The organism is Micromonospora salmantinae, from assembly GCF_022230905.1.
Classification (GTDB): domain Bacteria; phylum Actinomycetota; class Actinomycetes; order Mycobacteriales; family Micromonosporaceae; genus Micromonospora; species Micromonospora salmantinae.
The window spans coordinates 632,400-651,986 of the sequence record NZ_JAKKFG010000004.1 but is presented as its reverse complement, the minus strand read 5'-3'; the positions used below and the strand labels follow the sequence as shown (position 1 = coordinate 651,986).

Annotated in this window: 21 protein-coding genes; 10 read left to right on the top strand and 11 right to left on the bottom strand. The window is 68.9% G+C overall.

The features are described from left to right. Nucleotides 1-18: 18 nt before the first annotated feature. From PSH03_RS05205 to rpmB, 4 genes are read right to left on the bottom strand one after another with little or no spacing between them, the layout of a single operon-like run. Entirely contained in the window at nucleotides 19-1,491 is a 1,473-nt protein-coding gene (locus tag PSH03_RS05205; protein ID WP_238688417.1) for a choice-of-anchor M domain-containing protein, read from the bottom strand. 53 nt (nucleotides 1,492-1,544) lie between these two features. Further along, nucleotides 1,545-1,850, bottom strand: a complete 306-nt coding sequence (gene rpsN / locus PSH03_RS05200) for a 30S ribosomal protein S14 (RefSeq protein WP_238688416.1) — start codon at nucleotides 1,848-1,850, stop codon at nucleotides 1,545-1,547. Beyond that, a complete protein-coding gene (gene rpmG, locus PSH03_RS05195; protein ID WP_013287204.1) occupies nucleotides 1,850-2,017 on the bottom strand; it encodes a 50S ribosomal protein L33 in 168 nt (55 codons plus the stop codon). The genes rpsN and rpmG overlap by 1 nt, the downstream gene beginning before the upstream one ends. After that, nucleotides 2,017-2,253, bottom strand: a complete 237-nt coding sequence (rpmB, locus tag PSH03_RS05190) for a 50S ribosomal protein L28 (RefSeq protein ID WP_210780546.1) — start codon at nucleotides 2,251-2,253, stop codon at nucleotides 2,017-2,019. Before rpmB ends, rpmG begins: the two co-directional genes overlap by 1 nt. Nucleotides 2,254-2,453: 200 nt before the next feature. Here rpmB and PSH03_RS05185 point away from each other — a divergent pair, with 200 nt between their 5' ends. Beyond that, on the top strand, nucleotides 2,454-3,749 hold the full coding sequence (locus PSH03_RS05185; RefSeq protein ID WP_238688415.1) for a CobW family GTP-binding protein: 1,296 nt from the start codon (nucleotides 2,454-2,456) through the stop codon (nucleotides 3,747-3,749). Next, entirely contained in the window at nucleotides 3,746-4,006 is a 261-nt protein-coding gene (locus tag PSH03_RS05180; RefSeq protein WP_238688414.1) for a type B 50S ribosomal protein L31, read from the top strand. The genes PSH03_RS05185 and PSH03_RS05180 overlap by 4 nt, the downstream gene beginning before the upstream one ends. A gap of 69 nt (nucleotides 4,007-4,075) precedes the next feature. Here PSH03_RS05180 and PSH03_RS05175 read toward each other — a convergent pair whose 3' ends face one another. After that, nucleotides 4,076-4,492 carry a Fur family transcriptional regulator gene (locus PSH03_RS05175; RefSeq protein ID WP_203118058.1) on the bottom strand — a complete coding sequence of 139 codons (417 nt, stop codon included), beginning with the start codon at nucleotides 4,490-4,492 and terminating at the stop codon, nucleotides 4,076-4,078. A 719-nt stretch (nucleotides 4,493-5,211) separates the two neighbouring features. Between PSH03_RS05175 and PSH03_RS05170 the strand changes: the two genes are divergently transcribed. After that, a complete protein-coding gene (locus tag PSH03_RS05170; protein WP_372494707.1) occupies nucleotides 5,212-6,153 on the top strand; it encodes a permease in 942 nt (313 codons plus the stop codon). Further along, nucleotides 6,150-6,869, top strand: coding sequence for a TIGR03943 family putative permease subunit (locus PSH03_RS05165; RefSeq protein ID WP_238688412.1), 720 nt, complete (start codon nucleotides 6,150-6,152; stop codon nucleotides 6,867-6,869). Before PSH03_RS05170 ends, PSH03_RS05165 begins: the two co-directional genes overlap by 4 nt. Nucleotides 6,870-6,992: 123 nt before the next feature. Here the strand turns inward: PSH03_RS05165 and PSH03_RS05160 are convergent, their stop codons facing one another. Both PSH03_RS05160 and pdxR read right to left on the bottom strand, forming a co-directional pair. Beyond that, on the bottom strand, nucleotides 6,993-7,670 hold the full coding sequence (locus PSH03_RS05160) for a hypothetical protein (RefSeq protein WP_210780551.1): 678 nt from the start codon (nucleotides 7,668-7,670) through the stop codon (nucleotides 6,993-6,995). Between the two features lie 177 nt (nucleotides 7,671-7,847). Next, a complete protein-coding gene (gene pdxR / locus PSH03_RS05155) occupies nucleotides 7,848-9,272 on the bottom strand; it encodes a MocR-like pyridoxine biosynthesis transcription factor PdxR (RefSeq protein ID WP_238688411.1) in 1,425 nt (474 codons plus the stop codon). Nucleotides 9,273-9,319: 47 nt separating this feature from the next. On the opposite strand from pdxR, the gene PSH03_RS05150 reads away from it, so the two are divergent. After that, entirely contained in the window at nucleotides 9,320-10,672 is a 1,353-nt protein-coding gene (locus PSH03_RS05150; protein ID WP_238688410.1) for an FAD-binding oxidoreductase, read from the top strand. 113 nt (nucleotides 10,673-10,785) lie between these two features. Here the strand turns inward: PSH03_RS05150 and PSH03_RS05145 are convergent, their stop codons facing one another. Further along, nucleotides 10,786-11,283 (bottom strand): LURP-one-related/scramblase family protein, encoded by a 498-nt coding sequence (locus tag PSH03_RS05145; protein WP_238688409.1) that lies wholly within the window; start codon nucleotides 11,281-11,283, stop codon nucleotides 10,786-10,788. 206 nt (nucleotides 11,284-11,489) lie between these two features. On the opposite strand from PSH03_RS05145, the gene PSH03_RS05140 reads away from it, so the two are divergent. Continuing rightward, on the top strand, nucleotides 11,490-12,989 hold the full coding sequence (locus PSH03_RS05140; protein ID WP_238688408.1) for a serine/threonine-protein kinase: 1,500 nt from the start codon (nucleotides 11,490-11,492) through the stop codon (nucleotides 12,987-12,989). Between the two features lie 96 nt (nucleotides 12,990-13,085). Here the strand turns inward: PSH03_RS05140 and PSH03_RS05135 are convergent, their stop codons facing one another. The 3 genes from PSH03_RS05135 to PSH03_RS05125 all read right to left on the bottom strand — a co-directional run bounded on the left by PSH03_RS05135 (nucleotide 13,086) and on the right by PSH03_RS05125 (nucleotide 14,952). Next, nucleotides 13,086-13,583, bottom strand: a complete 498-nt coding sequence (locus PSH03_RS05135; protein ID WP_210780556.1) for a hypothetical protein — start codon at nucleotides 13,581-13,583, stop codon at nucleotides 13,086-13,088. After that, a complete protein-coding gene (locus PSH03_RS05130) occupies nucleotides 13,583-14,101 on the bottom strand; it encodes a SigE family RNA polymerase sigma factor (RefSeq protein ID WP_238684233.1) in 519 nt (172 codons plus the stop codon). The genes PSH03_RS05135 and PSH03_RS05130 overlap by 1 nt, the downstream gene beginning before the upstream one ends. A gap of 122 nt (nucleotides 14,102-14,223) precedes the next feature. After that, nucleotides 14,224-14,952 (bottom strand): hypothetical protein, encoded by a 729-nt coding sequence (locus PSH03_RS05125; RefSeq protein ID WP_238688407.1) that lies wholly within the window; start codon nucleotides 14,950-14,952, stop codon nucleotides 14,224-14,226. Between the two features lie 668 nt (nucleotides 14,953-15,620). Here PSH03_RS05125 and PSH03_RS05120 point away from each other — a divergent pair. The 4 genes from PSH03_RS05120 (at nucleotide 15,621) to PSH03_RS05105 (ending at nucleotide 19,188) form a co-directional block, all read left to right on the top strand. Beyond that, entirely contained in the window at nucleotides 15,621-16,868 is a 1,248-nt protein-coding gene (locus PSH03_RS05120) for a S1 family peptidase (protein WP_238688406.1), read from the top strand. Between the two features lie 28 nt (nucleotides 16,869-16,896). Beyond that, nucleotides 16,897-17,457 carry a hypothetical protein gene (locus PSH03_RS05115; protein ID WP_210780561.1) on the top strand — a complete coding sequence of 187 codons (561 nt, stop codon included), beginning with the start codon at nucleotides 16,897-16,899 and terminating at the stop codon, nucleotides 17,455-17,457. A 354-nt stretch (nucleotides 17,458-17,811) separates the two neighbouring features. Next, nucleotides 17,812-18,015 (top strand): transcription antiterminator/RNA stability regulator CspE, encoded by a 204-nt coding sequence (gene cspE, locus PSH03_RS05110; protein ID WP_013283833.1) that lies wholly within the window; start codon nucleotides 17,812-17,814, stop codon nucleotides 18,013-18,015. A gap of 384 nt (nucleotides 18,016-18,399) precedes the next feature. Beyond that, nucleotides 18,400-19,188, top strand: coding sequence for a hypothetical protein (locus PSH03_RS05105; RefSeq protein ID WP_238688405.1), 789 nt, complete (start codon nucleotides 18,400-18,402; stop codon nucleotides 19,186-19,188). Nucleotides 19,189-19,587: the final 399 nt, after the last annotated feature.

The following is a 19,587-nucleotide window of genomic DNA, read 5'->3' as shown; positions in this document are numbered from 1 at the left end:
CCGGACGGGTTCGGGCGATCAGATCGCGGTGAGGGTGAGGGTCGCGGAGTACGTCCCCGCGGCCGTCTCGGTGGGCAGGCTCAGCCGCAGACCCGCGCCCAGTTGCGCGGTGCCCCGCCCGGCACCGCCCGGCGCCGCTCCCAGCACCGCGCTGTTACCGAGACCGCCGCCGGACCCGACGACGTACGGCGTGACCTCCGGACCAGCGACGACACCCTGCCCGGAGCCCTGAGCGACAACCCGAGGGTTCCAGCCGAGGTAGCCGGAGCTGAACGTCGCACCGTCCGGCCCGGCGAAGTCCGCCGGGATCTGCCCGGACGCACTCCACCCCGGTCGGCCGGCGCGGGTGTCGGTCACCGTGACCGGGCGGAGCTCACCGTTGCTCTCCCACCGGTCACCACCGGCGGTGAGCTGCGCGGGCGGCAGCACCACGGCACGGTCGTCCGGGTTGACGCTGATCACCAGAGAACCCTGCGTCTCGTCGATCGACGCGGTGATCGTCTGCGAGGTGCCCGGCTCCTCCGGCGGGAACGCCACCCAGAGGGCGACCGGTTCGCTGGTCGCCACCACCTCGTGGGCGTCGCCGTACAACTTGACCACGTACTCGCAGGCGTTCAGCTCCCGGGTGGCCGTGAACGAGTAGCTCGCTCCCGCCTCCCCCGCGATGATGGCCCAGTCGTCCGTGCCGGGGCACCTGCTGAACCAGTGGTAGTGGTCCAGCTCGCTCTGCGGCGTCTGCACCGCGTTGAGCCTCACCGTGTCGTTGGGCTGGTACTCGTCGGCCATACCGCTGACCGACAGACCGACCTCCGGCCCACCGCCGGACAGCTCGCCGACGACGAACGAGTAGTCGACCGGCCCGGTGCTGACCGTCGTGCCGTTGGTCAACGTCGCGTCGGCCTGGAACGTCAGGGTGTAGCTGCCCAGCGCGCCGAACGCCCAGTTCGAGTGCGCGTGGGTGTGCACCGGCACGTCGATCGCGTCGGGCAGGCCGTCGTCGGCGCGGAGCTTGATGATCGGACCGCCGAACGAGTCCTGCGTGAACAGGGTGACCGCGCCCGGCCCCTGCACATCGACCAGGCTGAGCCGCACCGTGTTCCCCTCGAACACCCCCGAACTGAGCGTCGTGGTGTTCCAACCCGGCCAGAGCAGATCCGGATCCTGGGTCAGCGGGAGCAACCAGACCTGGCTGCCCGCCGGCCCGAGGAAGGCGAACCGCGGATCGTCCGGAACGGCCATCGCCGCCTCCGGCAGAACCTGGAACGTCACGTCCGCCGGATCCCGCGTCACCGAAGGGCTGACCGTGTCGTCGTGCACCTTCAACGACAGCGCGCCATCCTCGTAGTGCACGTCGACAGCATCGGTGTGCCCCTTGGGCAACACCACCTTCTCGGCCGCCGACGCAGCGGTCGGCGCCAGCACCGTGCCGGCGACCACCACCGCCCCGGCAACCAGGGCCGCGAAACCGCGAGCCCTCAGAGTCGCATTCATACCTCCCCTTTCAGCACCGCGCGTACCTGCGCGCGGTGGTACATGTGCTGACATCACCAGGACGCCTTGCGTACCCCGGGCATCTCGCCACGCAGAGCCAGCTCGCGGAACCTCACCCGGGACAACCCGAACCGGGTGAGCACCCCGCGCGGGCGGCCGTCGATCTGGTCGCGCGAGCGCAGCCGCACCGGGCTGGAATCCCGCGGCAGCCGGCTCAGCCGGCGCACCGCGTCGGCGCGTACCTCCGGGTCGGTGTCCGGATGGGCGACCAGCCGCTTCAGATTCGCCCGCCCCTCGGCGTGCCGGGCCACCAGCTCCTCGCGACGCGCCTGCCGATTGGCCAGGCTCTTCTTGGCCATCAGCGGGCCTCGCGGAACTCGACGTGCCGGCGGACGACCGGGTCGTACTTGCGCAGGACCAGCCGGTCCGGGTCGTTGCGACGGTTCTTGCGGGTGACGTACGTGTAGCCGGTGCCAGCGGTGCTGCGCAGCCGCACGATCGGTCGCACATCGGTCTGGCGGGCCATCAGAGCTTCACCCCCTGGGCGCGCAGCTCGGCGACGACCTTCTCGATGCCCTTGCGGTCCACGGTCTTCAGCGCCTTCGTCGTCAGGGTGAGGCTGACCCATCGCCGTTGCGACGGCAGCCAGTAGCGGTGGTTCTGCAGGTTCGGGTTCCACCGGCGGCGGGTGCGCCGGTGGGAGTGGGACACGGCGTTGCCGAAGCTCGGCTTCGCGCCGGTGACGTCACAACGTCGGGACACAGTGCACGCTCCCTTGCTCAGGACAAACGATAACGACAACGGTTTTCAGTTCTACATCACCCGTTCGGTCAGACCCACCCCGGGTCGCTGCCGACGGCCTCGGTCAGGACCCGCCGCGCCCGTCGGGACCGCCGTTCGCCTCGCCAACCTCCGTGTGCTTAGAATGACAATCGTTTTCAGTTAGCCTCGAGAGGAGTGCGATGTCGTCGTCACCACAGGCCCCGACCCACGTCGTCAGAACGGACGCGGACACCCGCCCGTCGTTGACGGTGCTGTCCGGGTTCTGGCCAGCGGCGACCTTCGCCGTCGCCCGGGCGTTGCTCGCCGCCGACGAGTCACTGCTGCTGGTGCGGCACGACCTCACCGGGATCCGCGACGGCGTCGTGCGTCGGGTGGTTCGCTCCGGCGCAGGCATCATCGAGGATGAGCAGGTCAACCTGAGGCACGGCTGCGCCTCCTGCACACTGCGCGAGGACGTGCTGCCCACCCTCGTCCGACTCGCCCGCAGCCATCCAGGCCGCGACCTGGTGCTGATGCTGCCCGAAGTGGTGGAACCGGAGGCGGTCGCCGCCGCCTGCGTCCACTGCCTCGTCGACGGCGCACCGATCACCGCGCTCATCCGCGTCGACTCCTACGTCACCGTCCTCGACGCCGAACACCTCCTCGACGGCCTCGCCAGCACCGACGACCTCACCGCACTCGGCATCCAGGCCGCGGACAACGACGACCGCGCCCTCGCCGACGTCGTGGTCCGCCAGATCGAGTACGCCGACACCCTGCTGCTCTGGGGCCAGTCCCGAGAAGGTGCCTTCGACACCAGCCGCTTGTCAGTCCTGCTGCAGCGCATGGCGCCCTGGGCGGTGCACATCCGGGTCGACGGTGACCTCGTCGACGCCAGCACGCTGACCCGCCAACTACGCCACACCCACCGGCACCGACCGGAGACCCCCGGGCTGCTCGCCCGCGGCCTACAGGGCTACACGCTGGGCACACACGAGCCGGAATCCGACTGCGGTGTGGTCTCCACCGTCTTCCGCGCCCGCCGCCCGTTCCACCCGCAACGCCTGCACGACGTCCTCGAAGACGTCAACGCCGAGATGATCCGCTCCCGGGGTCACCTCTGGCTGGCCACCCAACCCGACACCGTGGTGGCCTGGGAGTTCGCCGGCGGCGGTCTGTCCATGGGCTCGCTCGGACACTGGCTGGTGAGCCTGCCCGAGGACCGCTGGGAGCACGTCGAAGACCAACGCCGCCTCGCCGCCGCCCTGGAGTGGGACCCCTACTACGGCGACCGCCACCAACACCTGGTCTTCATCGGCCTCGACGTCGACCCCGTCGAGCTGCACCGCACCCTCGCCCACTGCCTGCTCACCGACGCCGAACTCGCCGACGGCGAAGAAGCCTGGCGCAGCTACCACGACCCGTTCGCCGGCTGCTTCCCCCTCCACACCGAGGAACTGGCCGACACCGACACCGAAGGAGCGCGACCCGCATGAAGCCCGGAATCCACCCCGACTACCGACCCGTCATCTACCGCGACAAGAGCGCCGACTTCGCCTTCCTCACCCGCTCCACCGCCACCAGCGACCAGAGCATCGAATGGACCGACGGCAACACCTACCCCGTCATCGACGTCCAGATCTCGTCTGCCAGCCACCCCTTCTGGACCGGCAAGCAACGCCTGCTTGACACCGCAGGCCGCGTCGAGAAGTTCCGTCAGAAGTACGCCCGTCGCGGGCCGCAGGGCACGTGACCATCGGGGTGCCGGTCGACAGGACCGACCGGCGCCCGCCCTGGCCTCGAGAAACGATCCGTTGATCGCTCAGCGCACGCACTCGGCACAGGTGCCGAAGATCTCCAAGGTGTGGCCGACGTCGACGAACCCGTGTTGCGCGGCAACCTGGTCGGCCCACCGTTCCACGGCCGGCCCGGCCACCTCGACCGTGCGCCCGCAGTCGCGGCAAACCAGGTGGTGGTGGTGTTTGCTCTGGCTGCAACGGCGAAAGAGTTGTTCGCCGCCTGGCAGCCGAGTCGAGTCGATCTCGCCGGCATCTACCAGCAGCTGCAACGTCCGATAGACGGTGGTAAGGCCGACCCCTGCCTTGCGCGCCAGCAGCATCTGATGCAGTTGCTGCGCCGAGTGGAAGCCCTCCACCTCGCGCAACAGTGCCAGCACCTCTGCCCGCTGTCGGGTGTTCCGGGTTACATTCGGCATCGCCTGGTTCACCGTGGCCGCCATCCTCCCGTGATTTCGGCCGCCGTCGGCCTGCCGTTTCCGGCACGTCGCCTCGCTGCCGGTCGGACCATTATGCGTCGCCGAGCATCGCCGCCGCCGTACCTGCTCCTGACCTGCCGATTCGCCCGCCGCGAGGCAGTACGGATCAGCCCGTTGCGGGGAGCGCCAGCTCCAAGTGCGCGATAATGAAAACCGAATTTGTTACCGGTCGGCAGAAACGACAGGCAGTCGCCACGACCGACAGTGGGCGGCTAACGACGCCTCGATCGCGCGGACAGCGACGACGGCCGAATTGGTCAGGGAAGCGGGCGCGGCCACGGCGGCCGATCTCGTCCTCACCAGCAGGGGCACGCCGACGATGTCACGGACAGATCACAACGTCGTGGCACCTATCGACAACGACTACCAACACCACGAAGGATTTGGTCACGGGTGCCCTGCCATCCCCTGATCCTCGCCACCACGAATGCCCGCCTCCCGTGTCTGGGGATCGACGGCGAGATCCCGGCAGGTGGCACTGGCGCCCGTTACATCCACATGCCCAGAGCAGAGAAGGGGACGGCGTGGCCGCATCCGAGCCCACCACCTCGTCGAGCACCAGCACAGCCGCCGATGACCCGGCAACCCTCGACGCGCCCGGCGACGCACACGCCACAGCGCCAACCCTCGACGCCGCTCAGCACGACCGCGCTCAGCGGTCTCGGTTTCCCTTCGCCGGCCGGATCGGTTCGGTTGAGATCCTCGCCGCCGTGCTGTTGCTGCTCATCTTTGTGCGCGATCCCCTGGCGAGACTGCTGTCCGCGCCATCGCTGGCGACCTGGACGACGGTATTCGTCTCAGTGATGGTGCAGGCCGTACCATTTCTCGTCTTCGGAGTGCTCCTCTCCGCGGCGATCGCGGTCTTCGTACCCCGCTCGTTCTGGGCCCGGGCTCTGCCCAAGCACCCCGCCCTCGCCGTGCCGGTCGCCAGCGCCGCCGGGGTGATCCTCCCCGGCTGCGAGTGCGGGGCCGTGCCGATCGCGGGCTCCCTGATCCGCCGCGGCGTCACACCGGCGGCGGCGCTGGCTTTCCTGCTCGCCGCGCCGGCGATCAACCCGATCGTCCTCGTCGCGACGGCCGTGGCCTTTCCCAACAACCCTGAGATGGTCCTCGCCCGCGCGGTCGCCAGCCTCATCGTCGCCATGGTCATGGGTTGGCTCTGGCTGCGCCTGGGCCGCGCCGACTGGATCCGACTCCCCCGCCGACCCGACCTTGACGGGCTCCGACGCGGGGAAGCGTTCTGGTCCGCCGCACGCCACGATGTGGCTCACGCTGGCGGGTTCCTCGTCATCGGCGCGATGGCCGCAGCCACCATCAACGTGGTCGTCCCGGAACAGTGGTTGCAGACCCTTGCCGACCAGCCGGTGCTGTCCGTGCTCGCCCTGGCCGGGCTCGCCGTCCTGCTGTCGATCTGCTCCGAGGCGGACGCCTTCGTCGCCGCCTCACTGTCGCAGTTCTCCCTCACCGCCCGACTGGCCTTCCTGGTGGTCGGTCCGATGGTCGACCTGAAACTCATCTCCATGCAGGCCGGTATCTTCGGCCGGCGCTTCGCCGCCCGATTCGCGCCGGCCACCTTCACGGTCGCCGTCGCGGTCGCCGTCATCACCGGGATGGTGCTGCTGTGAACCGGATGGCCCAGGCCTGCGTCATGATCTTCTTCGGAGCCGCGGTCCTGCGTGCCAGCGTGACGGACCTCTACCTGCGCTACGTCAAGGAAGGGCTGCGACCGTTCCTCATCGCCGCCAGCCTGCTGCTGATCGCCGTCGCGGTGATGACCCTCTGGTACGAACTGCGTCCCCACGCCGATGCGCCCGAGGACCGGCACGAACATGCCCACCACGAGCCACGAGTCGCCTGGCTGCTCCTCCTTCCCGCTCTTGGACTGTTACTTCTGGCTCCGCCCGCCCTCGGCTCGTACGCCGCCGGCCAGGCGGGCACCGCGCTCACCGCTGAGCAGGACTACGGCTACGACTACCCTCCCCTGCCTGCCGGCGATCCGGCGACGACCAGTGTCTTCGACTACGCCGCCCGCGCCCTGTTCGACAAGGGCCAGTCGATCGGTAACCGGCGGGTCCAACTGACCGGCTTCATCACCCCGGGACCCGACGGACAACCGATTCTGGCCCGCATGATCCTGTCCTGCTGCGCCGCCGACGGCCGACCCGTCAAGCTCGGGTTGGCCGGTGACGTGCCCACCGGTCTGGCCAACGACACCTGGATCCAGGTCACCGGCCGCTACACCGACCGCGTCACCCGCGACCCCATCAATGACGAAGAGATCCCCTATATCGACGTCGAATCCTGGCGACAGGTGACCGCCCCCAAGGACCCGTACGAGTAGTCCTCCGCATCGCCGGGCACGGCCCCAGGCGAGTGGGCCGCCGAAGCGGCGCGGAGACCAGGGCTCCGGCGAGTAGAACGGACGAGCACGCGCAAGCCGGTCTCGTTTCCTACCGGCGATCGGTCACCCGCCAGAGCCCTCGGCCGCGCCGTCGGGAGTGAAGGCGCCTCCGCCGGGACCGGTGTCCAGGTAGACATGCTGATGGCCTTGGCCGGCATCAATGTTGACCTGATCGAGCTGGGTGGCCGCGATGGACCAGGCGGCCGCCGCTTGGACTGCCTGCCGCTTCGCCAGTTCGGTCAGAGCCGCCCGTTGAGTGGCCGGCCCGGTGACCGCGAGGAGATACGACTCGACAGCCAGGGACGCCTGCTCCACTGCGCTACTCAGCCCCCCACGCGCCACGTTGGTCGCGGTAGTGCCCGACGGAGGATTCGCGAAGGGCTCCGCCGCCCGCAGCATGGTCTGTCGCCACTGGCGCGCCTGCTCAGGGCCTGGCTGCTGACCGGTTGGTGTCTCCGCGCGCAGAGCGCTGAGAATGGGAGAGATCTCCGCACGGAGGCTGCGGGCCGTTGCCGTCAGCTCGACGATTTGCTGACTATCGCGCTGCGCCTCGGCCTCGCGTAGGTCAGCGACAGCCGCGTCGACGCCGTCCGGTTGATTGGCCGTGTAACCGGCCGCACCTCCCACGAGAGCAGCCGCGAGCCCGATCGTCGCTGCGACGACGGCAATACGCGCCATACGACGGCGGCGCGTGTCAGGCGCGGACAGCTGATAGGAGGGCTTACCGGTACGGGGCGACACCACATCTCCAAGCCTCGATGAAAGCCTGGGCGAAGCCTAACCTTCCGCTCCGATGCCAGTCGATAGTCCGCATCGGTCGCGCAACCATTGCGCGGTAACGCAGGGCGGCCGGAAGCGACGTCGCGGATGAAGACGGTCGCACCCCAGGCGCTCCTGGCCGCCGACCGGCCGCCGCCGTCAGCGGCAGATCTGCGCACGGACCTCTGCGACAGCGTCGGCGAGGGCTGCCACCCCGTCGGTGATGGAGCGTTCGGTGAGGGTCGCGTAGCCGAAGATCAGCCCGCCGGGTCCGGCGGGGCTCAGCCGGTACCGGGAGACGCCCTGCACGACCAGTCCGCGCCGGGCGGCGGCAGCCACGACCAATGCCTCGTCGAGGTCGTGCGGTAGCCAGGCGACGACGTGTTGTCCCGCCGCGACACCGACCGGTTCCAGCTCGGGCAGGCGTGCGCGCAGCGCGGTCAGGAGTACGTCGCGGCGGCGGCGGTAGACCGGGCGCATGCGCCGTAGGTGCCTGTCGAATTCGCCGCGGGTGAGGAAGTCGGCGAAGGTCAGCTGATCGATGACGGGAGAGCCGCGGTCGGCCCGTACCTTGGCCGCCGTGATGTCGTCGACCAGGTGTGACGGCGCGAGCAGCCACCCGAGACGCAGCCCTGGCGCCAGGGTCTTGCTCGCTGTGCCGCAGTAGACGACGGAGTCGGGTGCCAGCCCTTGCATGGCGCCGACGGGTGAGCGGTCGTAGCGGTACTCCGCGTCGTAGTCGTCCTCGATCACCACGGCGCCGCGGCGCTGCGCCCAGCCGATGACCCGGGCCCGTGCGGTGGCCGACAGGACGCCGCCGGTGGGCCACTGGTGCGAGGGCGTCAGCACGACGGCGTCCGTGTCGGCCCGTTCGAGCTTCTCGACGAGGATGCCGTCTGGGCCGACCGGGACGCCGATCACGTCCAGGCCGAGGGCGGCCGCGGCGAGGCGGGCGTCGTCGTCCGCGGACGGGTCCTCGACGGCCACCCTGCGCGCGCCGCGCGCCGCGAGCACCTGGAGTATCAGCGCGACGCCTTGGCCGTAGCCACTGCAGATCACGACGTTCTCCGGGCGGGCCGATGTGCCGCGGACCCGGTTGAGGTAGTCGATCAGGGCTGCGTGCAGTTCGGGTACGCCACGCCCGTCGAGGTAGGCGAAGCGTTCGTTCGGCGTGCTGGTGAGGACCGTTCGCACCGAACGCAGCCAGGCGGCCCGGGGAAATGACGACACGTCGGTCCGGCCGTACCCGAAGTCGATCCGGGCCGCCGGCCGCTCCCCGCCGCGCCGATCCGCCGACGGCGGAACCGGCTCCACCGCGACCTGGGTGTAGCCGCCCGCCCGACTGGTGAAGTAGCCCTCGGCGACGAGTTGCTGGTAGGCCTCGACGACGACGCCACGTGAGACGCCCAGATCGGCTGCGATGGTGCGGGTGGGCGGCAGGGACGTCCCGAGGCGCAACCGGCCGGCCCGGATGCTGTCCCGGATCGAGGCGGCGATCTGCCGGTGCAGCGCTTCGGCCGCGGACCGGTCGACATGGATGAGCAGGTCCTCCGCCGTGCTCGAATTGGTCCTGATTCGACCCATGGAATCGGACCTTACCGGGTGTACCGATTTCCGTCAGGCTCAGACGTATGCCCACAACGACCAGTCCCCGCTTCGACGGCCGCCTCCTCAACCCGGGTGACCCGGGTTACGACGCGGCCCGCACCGTCTGGAACGCCATGATCGACCGTCGCCCGCAGATGATCGTGCAGGCCGCGAGCGTCGCCGACGTGGTGGCCGCGGTGCGCCTGGCCCGCGAACTCGACCTGGAGATCGGGGTGCGCTGCGGCGGGCACAACGTGGCCGGCCTCGCCGTCCCCGCGAACGGCCTGATGATCGACCTGACCCCGTTGAACGGCGTTCGGGTCGACCCGATCCGGCGACGCGCCCAGGTCCAGGGCGGCGCGATGCTCGGCGCACTCGACCGGGCGTCGCAGCCGTACGGCCTCGCCACGACCGCCGGCAACGTCTCGCACACCGGGGTCGGCGGCCTGACCCTCGGCGGCGGCATGGGCTGGCTCGCCCGACAACACGGGTTGTCCTGCGACAACGTCGTCTCCTACACGATGGTCACCGCGGACGGGGAGGTGGTGACCGCGAGCCGAACCGAGAACCCCGGCCTCTACTGGGGCCTGCGTGGCGGGGGCGGCAACTTCGGCATCGTCACCGACTTCGACTTCCAACTGCACCACACCGGAACGCGGACCCTGGTCGCCGAGTTCGACTTCCGCGCCGAGGACGCCGTACCGGTGCTCGAAGGTTGGCGGGACCTCAACGCCGTCGCGCCGCGGCAGGCGACCTTCACCGCCGACGTCCACGGCACGGGCAGGGGCCCTCTCGCCACCGTCGGTTTCGTCTGGGTCGGCGACCCGGCACAGGTTCACCGGTTGCTGCCGGCGCTGCGCGCGCTCGGCCGCCCGGTCGCCGAACGGGTCACCACCCCCTCATACCTGGAGCTTCAGCAACGCGACGACACCGTTGGCGGCCACGCCTACCGCCGGTACTCCAGTGCGCACTACCTGCGGCAGTTCCCCACAGCGGCGATCGAGGCGTTCCTGCTGCGCGGCGCGTCGGACCTGCACACCGGCGCCCACCTGGCCAACGTCGGTCTGCAGGCGCACGGCGGCGCCATCGCCGACGTCGCGGACGCCGACGCCGCGTTCAGCCACCGCGGCACCATGTTCGAGTTCGGCGCCGGCTCCCGTTGGGCCGAGCCATCCGAAGACGACATCCGGATGGCAGCGGCCCGCGGTGCCGCAGCCGCGCTCGACCCGTACGCCGACGGCGTCTACGTCAACTCGCTCGCCGCCGACGAGGGACAACGCGGGGTACGCCGCGCATACCCGGCCGCCAAGCTCGCCAGGCTCACCGCACTCAAGACGATCTGGGACCCGCACAACGTGTTCCACCTCAACCACAACATCCGGCCCCACAGCCATTAGCGCAGCCGGCTGCTCCTGCCCAGCCTGGTTGCGGGCTGTTCTCGGCCCAGGAACGCGTCAGACCGTCCCGGCCACCAGCCCGACCCCGAGCAATGCGGCTGCCGCCCACGGGGTCAGTCGTCGTCGCCCTTCTTCTTGTCGCGGTTCATGGCCAGGTCGAGCGCGAGGACGCTGCCGATGATGAGCAGCGGGTCGACGCCGGCGGTGACCTGCACGGCGTAGGTGTCCCGGATCGTCAGCCACCGCTTGGAGACCGAGGCCACCTCGGTGCCGCCGCGCTCGATCACGTACTCGTGGTCGAGCAGGTCACCCTTCATCTCCAGGTCGTCGGGCCCCGGCACGTCGATGATGAACTTGTCGCGGAACGGCGTGAGCAGCTTCTTGCGGACCTCCGCGGCCTTCTCGCCGCCGATCCGGATCTCGTACGTGGGACGCAGCGCCACCAGGTGCCGGTGCAGCGTCGCGACCTCGTGGCCGGAGGCGTCCTCGATGACGACCTTGTTGCGGACGCTGAGCACCTTGCCGTCGACGTGGAAGACCTTGGTGCCGTGCTCGTCGAGCACGTCGAAGTCGTCGCCGATCGAGAAGAACCGCTCCTTGATGACAAACATGATTCGATTCTCCCCCACCCCACACGGAAGTGCTGGCCGAGCACGGCCGACCCTTACCGCCGCTCTCAGCTGCTGCCGTTGCAGTACCAACCCGGTCGACCGGGCGAGGGCTGGTGACGCGGGTAGGGCCGAAGGGACGGCCGCTGACCAGCGTCGGATTGGACCGACATGCCGCTGGGAGTCCACTCTGGCAAGCTGTCCCAGTGATGGTCGGTGATCTGTTGGACGACAGGTATCAGGTCGAGAGCCCTCTCGGCACTGGTGGCATGTCGGCCGTCTGGCGGGCGTGGGACCGCGTCCTCGAACGCGCGGTCGCCGTCAAGGTCCTGGCCGGCGCGCACGCTACCGCCCGAGGCGCACGACAACGCATCCAGGCGGAGGCCAGGGCCGCTGCCGGCCTCTGGCACCCGCACGTGACGAGTGTGTACGACTACGGCGAGCACACCGACGCCGCCGGCCGCCAGGTCTCGTACGTGGTGATGGAACTGCTGCCCGGCCAGACCCTGTCCCAGCGACTTGCCGCCGGTCCGCTGCCACCGGCCGCCGCGATGCGTACGTGCGCGCAGGTCGCCGAGGCGCTCGCCGCCGCGCACGAACGTAAGCTGGTGCACCGCGACATCAAGCCGTCCAACGTGATGCTGACACCGGCCGGTGTGAAGGTGGTCGATTTCGGTATCGCCACCACTGTCGGTCGGCCGGAGCTGGAGGCGGACGGACGACTGTTGGGCACCGCGGCCTACCTCGCGCCCGAACGGCTCGCCGCTGGCACTGTCCTGCCCGCCTCCGACGTCTACGCGCTCGGACTGTTGCTGTACCGAACGCTGACCAACGAACTGCCCTGGTCGGCGGAGACCCCCACGCAGATGTTGACCGCTCACGTGTACGTCGATCCGGCACCGTTGCCTGATATCGAGGGAGTGTCACCGGAGGTTCACCGCCTCCTCGACCGTTGCCTCGCCAGGGATCCCGCGGATCGACCGGACGCCGCGGAGGTGGCCACGGCCCTGCACGGTTTGGCCGATGACGCCGAGCGGCGGGCGAAACAGGCGGCGCAGCCGGCACCCGTCCCGCCGGTGTCGGCGCCCACCCCCGCCGGTCCCTCTCCCGGTCGGCGCCGCCGCATCCCCAACGCCGTCCTGATCCCCGTTCTCGTGGTGACGGCAGGGACCATTTCGCTCCTGCTCCCCCAGTTCATACCCGCCGATGGCAGATCGGGCGGGGTCGCCACGCGTGACGGTGCCACCCCGCCCGACGCCGCCTTCGACGTGTCTGCCACTGCGGCACCTGCTCCCCGGCAGACGTCCGCGGAGCCCGCACCAGTCTCACGACCAAGCCGCACGGGGACCGCTCCGGCTGGGCCGGCTGAACCGGTCGCCAGAGCCGGTTCCACGGCCGGCCCCGGCGCTACAACGTCACCCAGCGCCGAACGGCCGACCGGGCCCTCCAGTGCCGCGCCGGCGCCGACCTCCCCCAAGCCTGCTACACCCATTCGGGCACTCGGTGGTGTGGTGACTGTGCTCTGCACCGGCGATCAGGCTCGCGTTGTCGACGTCGCTCCTGCCCCCGGCTACCGCCTCAAGGACTACAACGCCGGGCCCGTCAAGGAGATCCAGGTGGTGTTGCTGTCCGCGGGCAACAGGAGCGAGATCAAGGCGCGGTGCGACGACGGCACGCCACTGCCGAAGATAAGGGAGACCCGTCAGTGAGCGGACGACTCCCGCTCTGAGGTTCATGAAGGCCCACCGGGTTGGCGTGTTCGCTTCCGACGGCTGTCCTCAGCCGAGGATTTCCCAGGCAGGCGGTCAGGAAGTACAGAACGACGCCGGCTCGGTCAGGCCGAGGTCCTTGCACTCCCATCCGGTGCCCTGGTCCTGAAATCGCCAGCCCGTGCCGGCCGTGTAGTGGAACAGATAGATGACGCCACTGGCGTCCGGGCGCTGCACGTCGGCCGCCGCCCACGTCTCGACGCACTCCACTCCCCTGGAAGCGAAAGACCAGCCCGCCGGCAGCTCGACCAGGGTCCCGAGGGCCTGCGTCGACGGACAGGTGGGATTCTGGCGTCCGTCACTGGTGGGGGTGGATGCGGGTGCCGTCGGAGGGTCGGGCCGGTGGCGGGTGGCGAGGGCGACCGTACCGCCGATGGCGAACACCACCGCCGCGGCCGCGGCGCCGGTGGTGAGCGCTGTGCGCCGTTGTGACTGCCGCGATTTGCGTAGGGCGCGCTCGTACATGTCGGCGGTGCCGCCGTGCTCGCTCAGATCGGACAGGGCCTGACGCAGGGGCCCGAGGTTGTCGGTCATCAGGCCTCCTCCATCACGGCCGAGAGCAGTTCGGGCGCTATCTCCCGCATGCGGGCCAGCGCCTTGCTGGTCTGACTCTTGATCGTGCCCACCGAGCATTGCAGCAGATCCGCGGTCTCGGCCTCGCTGCGGTCCTCGAAGAACCGCGCCACCAGCACAGCCCGTTGCCGCTGGGTGAGTTGGGCGAGAGCCTGGTGCAGGGCAAGCTTGAGATCGGTACGGCGAGCATGGTCGCTGCCGGGCTGGACCACGTCGGCCAGTTCGCCGGGCAGGGACTCGGCTACCTTGCGGCGCCGCCACCAACTCACGTGCTGGTGGTACATGGCTGTGCGGGTGTACGCCTCGAAGTGCCCGGGATCATTGAGCCGGCGCCGGCCCCGATGCGTGCGGGCCAGCGCATCCTGCACCAGGTCCTCGGCGAGGTGCCGGTCGCCGGTCAGCAGGAACGCCGTCCGCAGCAACGCCGGGGAGCGGGTCCGCACGAACTCACAGAAAAGATCGTCTATGGAGTCCGCCATGCCGTGCTCGTCCCCCCACCGACCCCAAAGTCCTTCAGGCAGCGGCGGCGTCGATGCGGCCCGTTGGCTGTGGCGCACACCATAGCTGGTGTGCGTCACAGCAACCGACCGCGGTCAACCCGTCAGGAGATGCAGAACGGCGCCGGCTCGGTGAGGCCGAGGTCCTTGCAGTCATATCCGCTGCCGTCGCCGTAGTACTTCCAGCCCGTGCCGGTCACGAAGTGGAACAGATAGGCGCCGTCACCGGCCTTCGGGCCCTGCGGGTCAGCTCCCGCCCAGTCCTTGACGCACTCGACACCGCCGAACGTCCAGCCCTTCGGAAGCTCGACAAGGCTCTCGAGAGTCTTCGCCGAAGGGCACGTGGCATTCGTGGCCGCGCTGTTCACCGGCTTGGTCGTCGTCGTCACCGGATCCGAGATGCAGAACGGCGCCGGCTCGCTGAGGCCGAGATCCTTGCAGTCCCACCCGCTGCCCTGGTCGTAGTACTTCCAGCCCGTACCGGTCACGTAGCGGAACAGGTAGACACCGTCGCCGGCGGTCGGGCCCTGCGGATCGGCCGCCGCCCAGTCCTTGAAGCACTTCACTGTCGTGAGAGACGAGCCCTTCGGCAGTTCGACCAGCGTCTGGAGGGTCGTCGCCGAGGGACAGTCGGCCGCCGTGGCAGCCGCAGCGGCCGACGCACCGGGGGTGCCAGTGGCCGCAGCGGCCGACGTCGGAGCAGATGCGGTTGGGCCAGGCCCAGAAGCCGGCGAGGAGCTACAGGCAGACAATCCAAGAAGGACGGTGGCGACGGGCAGCAGCAGAAGAGGACGTGCAGACATTTCCAGGCCCCTATGGATCGTGGCGATCATCGCTTACATCCGGGTACATGCGATCCACCGCCCGCAGGTTGCCGCCAACCAGAAAGATTCTCCAATCTTCCGGCGACCCCGCGCCCAACGCCACCTGGCTCACCGTCCTCCGGGCGTCGCCGGCGATCCCTTCGCGGCGTCGCTGACAGCCCACCCACCAGCGACGACACGGACAACGAGCAGGAGTGAGTCCCTGGCGGCCCGAAAGACGCGCTCGGCGCGCTCCTGGAGTTCATCGATCATCATCGTGCTGACGACAACGCGTCGTTCTGCATCACCGATCGCGACAAGGGACTGATCCTCTGGCTCGACCACGGGATCGTCGCACGGGTCAGTGGGGGGCAGGATCCGACGACGTTCTCTTCGATTGCCGCTTGGTAGAAGAAGCGGGCGAGGCTCCCGACGAGCTGCTGAGCCTGATCCAGGCCCTCGGGCTCGAGCGCGGCGAACCCGACAGTGTGCTGACAATGGCTTGGGACTTCGCCTGCACACATCCCGAAGAGCCGCCGGGCGGCCGACCGGAGCCAGGTGTCCAGCCCTGTCCAGCCGTGTCCAGCCGCGTCCAACATCCCACTCGCGGCCCCCTCCCGATTGCGAGGATTGCCGTCCGGTCCGGGCCGTCCGGCTCCTGACCTGGCCGACCAGTCCCCTCGTGATGGGAGCGGTGAATGTCAGAACGTGTCGTCAGCCACCCGCGTAAGAAAAGGCCAAGCCGCAGGTCCCTGCTCGCGATGGCGCTCGCCGTCGTGGCGTCGGTGGCCTTCGTCCCGACGGCGGCAGCGGCCGGGCCGGTAGACCGACCGGCCCAACCCGGGGGCGCGGCGGATCCGGTCCGCACCGATGGCCGGGCAGCCCTGGCTTCCGGCGGCGGCGTCGCCAGGGACCGGGCCGGCGGGGCGGCGGACATGGCCGAGGCGATCGCCGCACAGCGGGGTATCAGCCGCGATGCCGCCGAGAGGCTGATCAGCGCCGAGAACGCCAACGTGCGACTCGCCAACCAGCTGACCACCGAGCTGGGTGCCAGCTCGGGCGGCGCGTACCTGTCCAACGGCGACCTCGTCGTCGCGGTCACCGACGCCGCGGCTGCCGCGAAGGTGACCGCCGCTGGCGCGAAGGCGCGCGTCGTCGCTCGTGGCGAACGGCAACTCCAGTCCATCCAGCGGACGCTGGAGGCCGCGGCGAGTGAGCCGAACACGACCTGGGGGGTGGACCCGGCGACCAACCAGGTGGTGGTGAGCCTGCCGGCGTCGGGGGCGAAGAACGCCGTGCAACGCTCGGTGGCGCGCAAGTTCGGCGCGGCGGTGCGGTTCGAGACCAGCGCCGGCCAGATCCAGCCGAACGTCGGGATCTCCAGTGGGGACTCGTTGGGCGGCTGCTCGGTCGGGTTCACCGCCACCGACTACACCTTCAACTACATCATCACGGCCGGCCACTGCACTCAGGGCTACCCGCACTGGACACTGCCCAACGGGCAGGACGTCGGGCCGTCGCTGGAGAGCAACTATCCGGAGAACGACTACGGCCTCATCTGGATGAACGGTTCGTCGGTCTGGGCGACCGGCGTCATCAACCTGTGGAACAACACGAGCCGCAGCATCCACGGTTGGGCGACGGCAGTGAGTGGGCTGTCGGTCTGCAACTCGGGCAGGACCACCGGATTCAGGTGCGGCTCCGTGCTCAAGACCAACGTGACGGTCAACGGCGCCGGCGGCACCGTACGCCAGATGGTCGAGACCAACATCTGCACCCTCGGCGGCGACAGTGGTGGGCCGCTTTTCGCCACCAACACCGCGTACGGGCTGAACTCGCACGCCAACCGGAAGGGCAGCCAGTGCAACTCCACGCCGCGCACCTGGCATCAGCCGGTGGGAGAGGCGATCAACGCGTACCAGGTCGTCATCTACGGCGCGCCGTGACGAGCGGCGACGAGCGAAGGAGACAACGATGAGAACCGCATTCACCAGAGCCGTACGCCTCACCGCCGCGGCTGTCATGGCGACGGCGGTGGCCCTGACCGTGGCTGTCGGCCCCGCTCAGGCGGACCTCTGGCAGCACACCGACGGGTTCGAGGGGAACCCGGCAGCGGTGTGGGAGTTCCATCGCTCCGGGGCCGGAAGCGGAGCTTTCGAACTGGGCACGGGGACGGCCCGGTCTGGTTCGAACAACGCCATTCTCACAACCTCGACCGGTGGCTGGTCCGGGGTGGGCAAGCTGCTCACAGTGGGGCCGCGTACCGCCGGGCACTCCACCACCTGCGGCGGCGGGTTCTTCGTCCGGGCGGTCAGCGGGCCGGCGGTGCTCAACGTCGAGGTGATCGATCCGGCGAGCTGGACCTACCTCGCGCTGCGCACCGTCCGGATCACCGACACCGTCTGGCGGCGGCACGACGTGGCCAGCTACGCGAACGGTCCCAACAAGGTGTTCGTCCGGGTCTCCCTGCTCGGTGGCAGCGGTGCCGTGCGGGTGGACGACTTTGCCTTCCAGTGCACCTTCTTCCGCGCCTGACCAGGTCGACCACAGCGGGGCCGGCGCTCTTGGCACCGGCCCCGCACTGCCGGCCCGCCCGGTCGTCGTGGCAGCGACGGCCGGTCGACGTTCGCTTCACTGTTGTGGCCAGGGCGGCATCGTTGAAGCGGACAGGTGACCAGGTCCGCCCACCCAAACGGGACGGACGACGGATCATCTGCTACGGTAGCCGTGTTGCAGTTTTGATTTCCGTAGACGTTTTCCAGCGCCTGATGGGTCATCTGAACCCACCCAGGCGCTTCTTCGTTTTTCGTGTCGTTTCGACGCGGGTGATCAACGCGGCGGCGTAAGGGTCCGCACAGTGCGGTCTCCAACAGCCTGCGAGGAGCAGACATGACTACAGGTACCGTGAAGTGGTTCAACGCCGACAAGGGCTTCGGCTTCATCAGCCCGGACGACGGCGGCGCCGACGTCTTCGCCCACTTCTCCGCGATCTCGGCGAGCGGCTTCCGCAGCCTCGACGAGAACCAGAAGGTGGAGTTCGACATCACCCAGGGCCAGAAGGGCCCGCAGGCGGAGAACATCCGCCCGCTCTGATCCACAGTTTGCGAACGGCGGCCCGACTGATTCAGCGGGCCGCCGTTCGGCGTTTCATGCGCCCACCACAGCATTGCAAATCGTCTGATCGGCAGGGGCCCGGCCAGCTCGGTGGACCTACCTTTACGGCCGCCTCCCAGCGTTGATCTTGCCGTCTGACTGGTTGTCGGATCCCGCCGCGCAGGCTTGGCCCTGCCGAGTGGTGCTCGTCGGGTGACGGTGGTTCGTCGGCCATCCCCAAGCTGCCCGGGGTCCAGGGGGCGGGCAGCCTGGTTACCGGAGTCGGATCCGGTCTGGAGCGGGAGGTATACCCGCCGGAGGCAATCACACTCATCAGGCGAACGCAGGGCGAATCGGCTGGCGCAGGCAGAGCAGAATAGACGCATGGGAGAAGCGCAAGATCGAGCGGTTGCTATCGTCCAACGTGCCGCTGGAAACACCGTGGCACCTGCGGTTGCAGCTCTTCTAACAGTCGCAGCAGCTGTGCTCCAGAGACCAGAGCTCGGCGTCGCAGCCGTTCCCGCCAGCGCGCTTGCGGGCTCCATGGTGGAGGAATCGGTGTCGCTGGTCTACCGTCTCTGGGCCGCGGAGGGTGTACAGCAGTTTACCGACGCCGTTGAATCGGAGAGCGGGTCAACTGTGGATGACCTCGCTGCGGGAGAGCAATCTGATCGGAAGACACGGCAGTTGCTGGGCGAGGCCGTCGGAGCGTCGACCGCCACAGCCGACGAGTGGAAGATCAGAGTGCTTGCTCGAGCTTTCATTCTGGGAGCCAAGGATGGATCCAGAGCTGATGAGATGCGGATTCTGATTTCACTCTTGGAGGATTTCGAAGGAGTTGATGCGCGATGCTTGTCGGTGGCAACGACGGAAGCTGAGCAGTTCCGAGTAAAAGACATAGCCAATCGAGACATAGGCATTGCTCACGTTGCGCAAATCCTTGTTCAGAAGTTGGTGAAAATGAATTTCGTCGAAGCGGTTGAACGTAGCCAGCAACACCTTTCCGGCGAGGAAGAGGATGAGTTGCACAACGCGCAAAACACAGTTGGCGTGCCTGAACCGCGGTTCCCGACGAACTACCGCCTTACGGATTTGGGACAGACCGTCGCTCACCTCCTTGGTCGGATTGGGGCGCTCCCTGGTCGACACTCTGCCGACAGCCGCGACTCGTGAAACTGACCTGAACCCGGACCGCCCGGCTGCTCAGGTGCTGGCTCAGGCGTGTCTGGCAGAGGCTGCTGCGGGAGCCAAGCTCCACGTTGGTCGTGGTGGTGTCCAGTTTGGTGAGCAGCCCCGGCCGAACGTCGATGTGCAGCCGGACGGACAGCTCCTTCGAGAACGCCGTGCTGCACTGCGACCGGCGGCGTGGCGATCACCGTCCCGGACGCACCGCGGGTTTCGAGCGTACGTCGCCCGATCGCCCAGGTCAGTCGCCGCCATCCGGCGCGGAATGTAGCTCTTGTCCCCCGTGCGAGCTACCCGCAAGTGTCCACCGTGCGGTGACGATTGCAGCGGCGCAAAACCATAGGTTTCTTCGTGTCCGCTGGCGCTCCGGCCACGGTCTACGAAGGA

What these genes read in the sequence shown, in the direction of transcription:
- PSH03_RS05205 (WP_238688417.1), bottom strand. Translation starts at nt 1,491, where the DNA reads ATGAATGCGACTCTGAGGGCTCGCGGTTTCGCGGCCCTGGTTGCCGGG.
- rpsN (WP_238688416.1), bottom strand. Translation starts at nt 1,850, where the DNA reads ATGGCCAAGAAGAGCCTGGCCAATCGGCAGGCGCGTCGCGAGGAGCTG.
- rpmG (WP_013287204.1), bottom strand. Translation starts at nt 2,017, where the DNA reads ATGGCCCGCCAGACCGATGTGCGACCGATCGTGCGGCTGCGCAGCACC.
- PSH03_RS05185 (WP_238688415.1), top strand. Translation starts at nt 2,454, where the DNA reads ATGTCGTCGTCACCACAGGCCCCGACCCACGTCGTCAGAACGGACGCG.
- PSH03_RS05180 (WP_238688414.1), top strand. Translation starts at nt 3,746, where the DNA reads ATGAAGCCCGGAATCCACCCCGACTACCGACCCGTCATCTACCGCGAC.
- PSH03_RS05175 (WP_203118058.1), bottom strand. Translation starts at nt 4,492, where the DNA reads ATGGCGGCCACGGTGAACCAGGCGATGCCGAATGTAACCCGGAACACC.
- pdxR (WP_238688411.1), bottom strand. Translation starts at nt 9,272, where the DNA reads ATGGGTCGAATCAGGACCAATTCGAGCACGGCGGAGGACCTGCTCATC.
- PSH03_RS05150 (WP_238688410.1), top strand. Translation starts at nt 9,320, where the DNA reads ATGCCCACAACGACCAGTCCCCGCTTCGACGGCCGCCTCCTCAACCCG.
- PSH03_RS05145 (WP_238688409.1), bottom strand. Translation starts at nt 11,283, where the DNA reads ATGTTTGTCATCAAGGAGCGGTTCTTCTCGATCGGCGACGACTTCGAC.
- PSH03_RS05140 (WP_238688408.1), top strand. Translation starts at nt 11,490, where the DNA reads ATGGTCGGTGATCTGTTGGACGACAGGTATCAGGTCGAGAGCCCTCTC.
- PSH03_RS05135 (WP_210780556.1), bottom strand. Translation starts at nt 13,583, where the DNA reads ATGACCGACAACCTCGGGCCCCTGCGTCAGGCCCTGTCCGATCTGAGC.
- PSH03_RS05130 (WP_238684233.1), bottom strand. Translation starts at nt 14,101, where the DNA reads ATGGCGGACTCCATAGACGATCTTTTCTGTGAGTTCGTGCGGACCCGC.
- PSH03_RS05125 (WP_238688407.1), bottom strand. Translation starts at nt 14,952, where the DNA reads ATGATCGCCACGATCCATAGGGGCCTGGAAATGTCTGCACGTCCTCTT.
- PSH03_RS05120 (WP_238688406.1), top strand. Translation starts at nt 15,621, where the DNA reads ATGTCAGAACGTGTCGTCAGCCACCCGCGTAAGAAAAGGCCAAGCCGC.
- PSH03_RS05115 (WP_210780561.1), top strand. Translation starts at nt 16,897, where the DNA reads ATGAGAACCGCATTCACCAGAGCCGTACGCCTCACCGCCGCGGCTGTC.
- cspE (WP_013283833.1), top strand. Translation starts at nt 17,812, where the DNA reads ATGACTACAGGTACCGTGAAGTGGTTCAACGCCGACAAGGGCTTCGGC.
- PSH03_RS05105 (WP_238688405.1), top strand. Translation starts at nt 18,400, where the DNA reads ATGGGAGAAGCGCAAGATCGAGCGGTTGCTATCGTCCAACGTGCCGCT.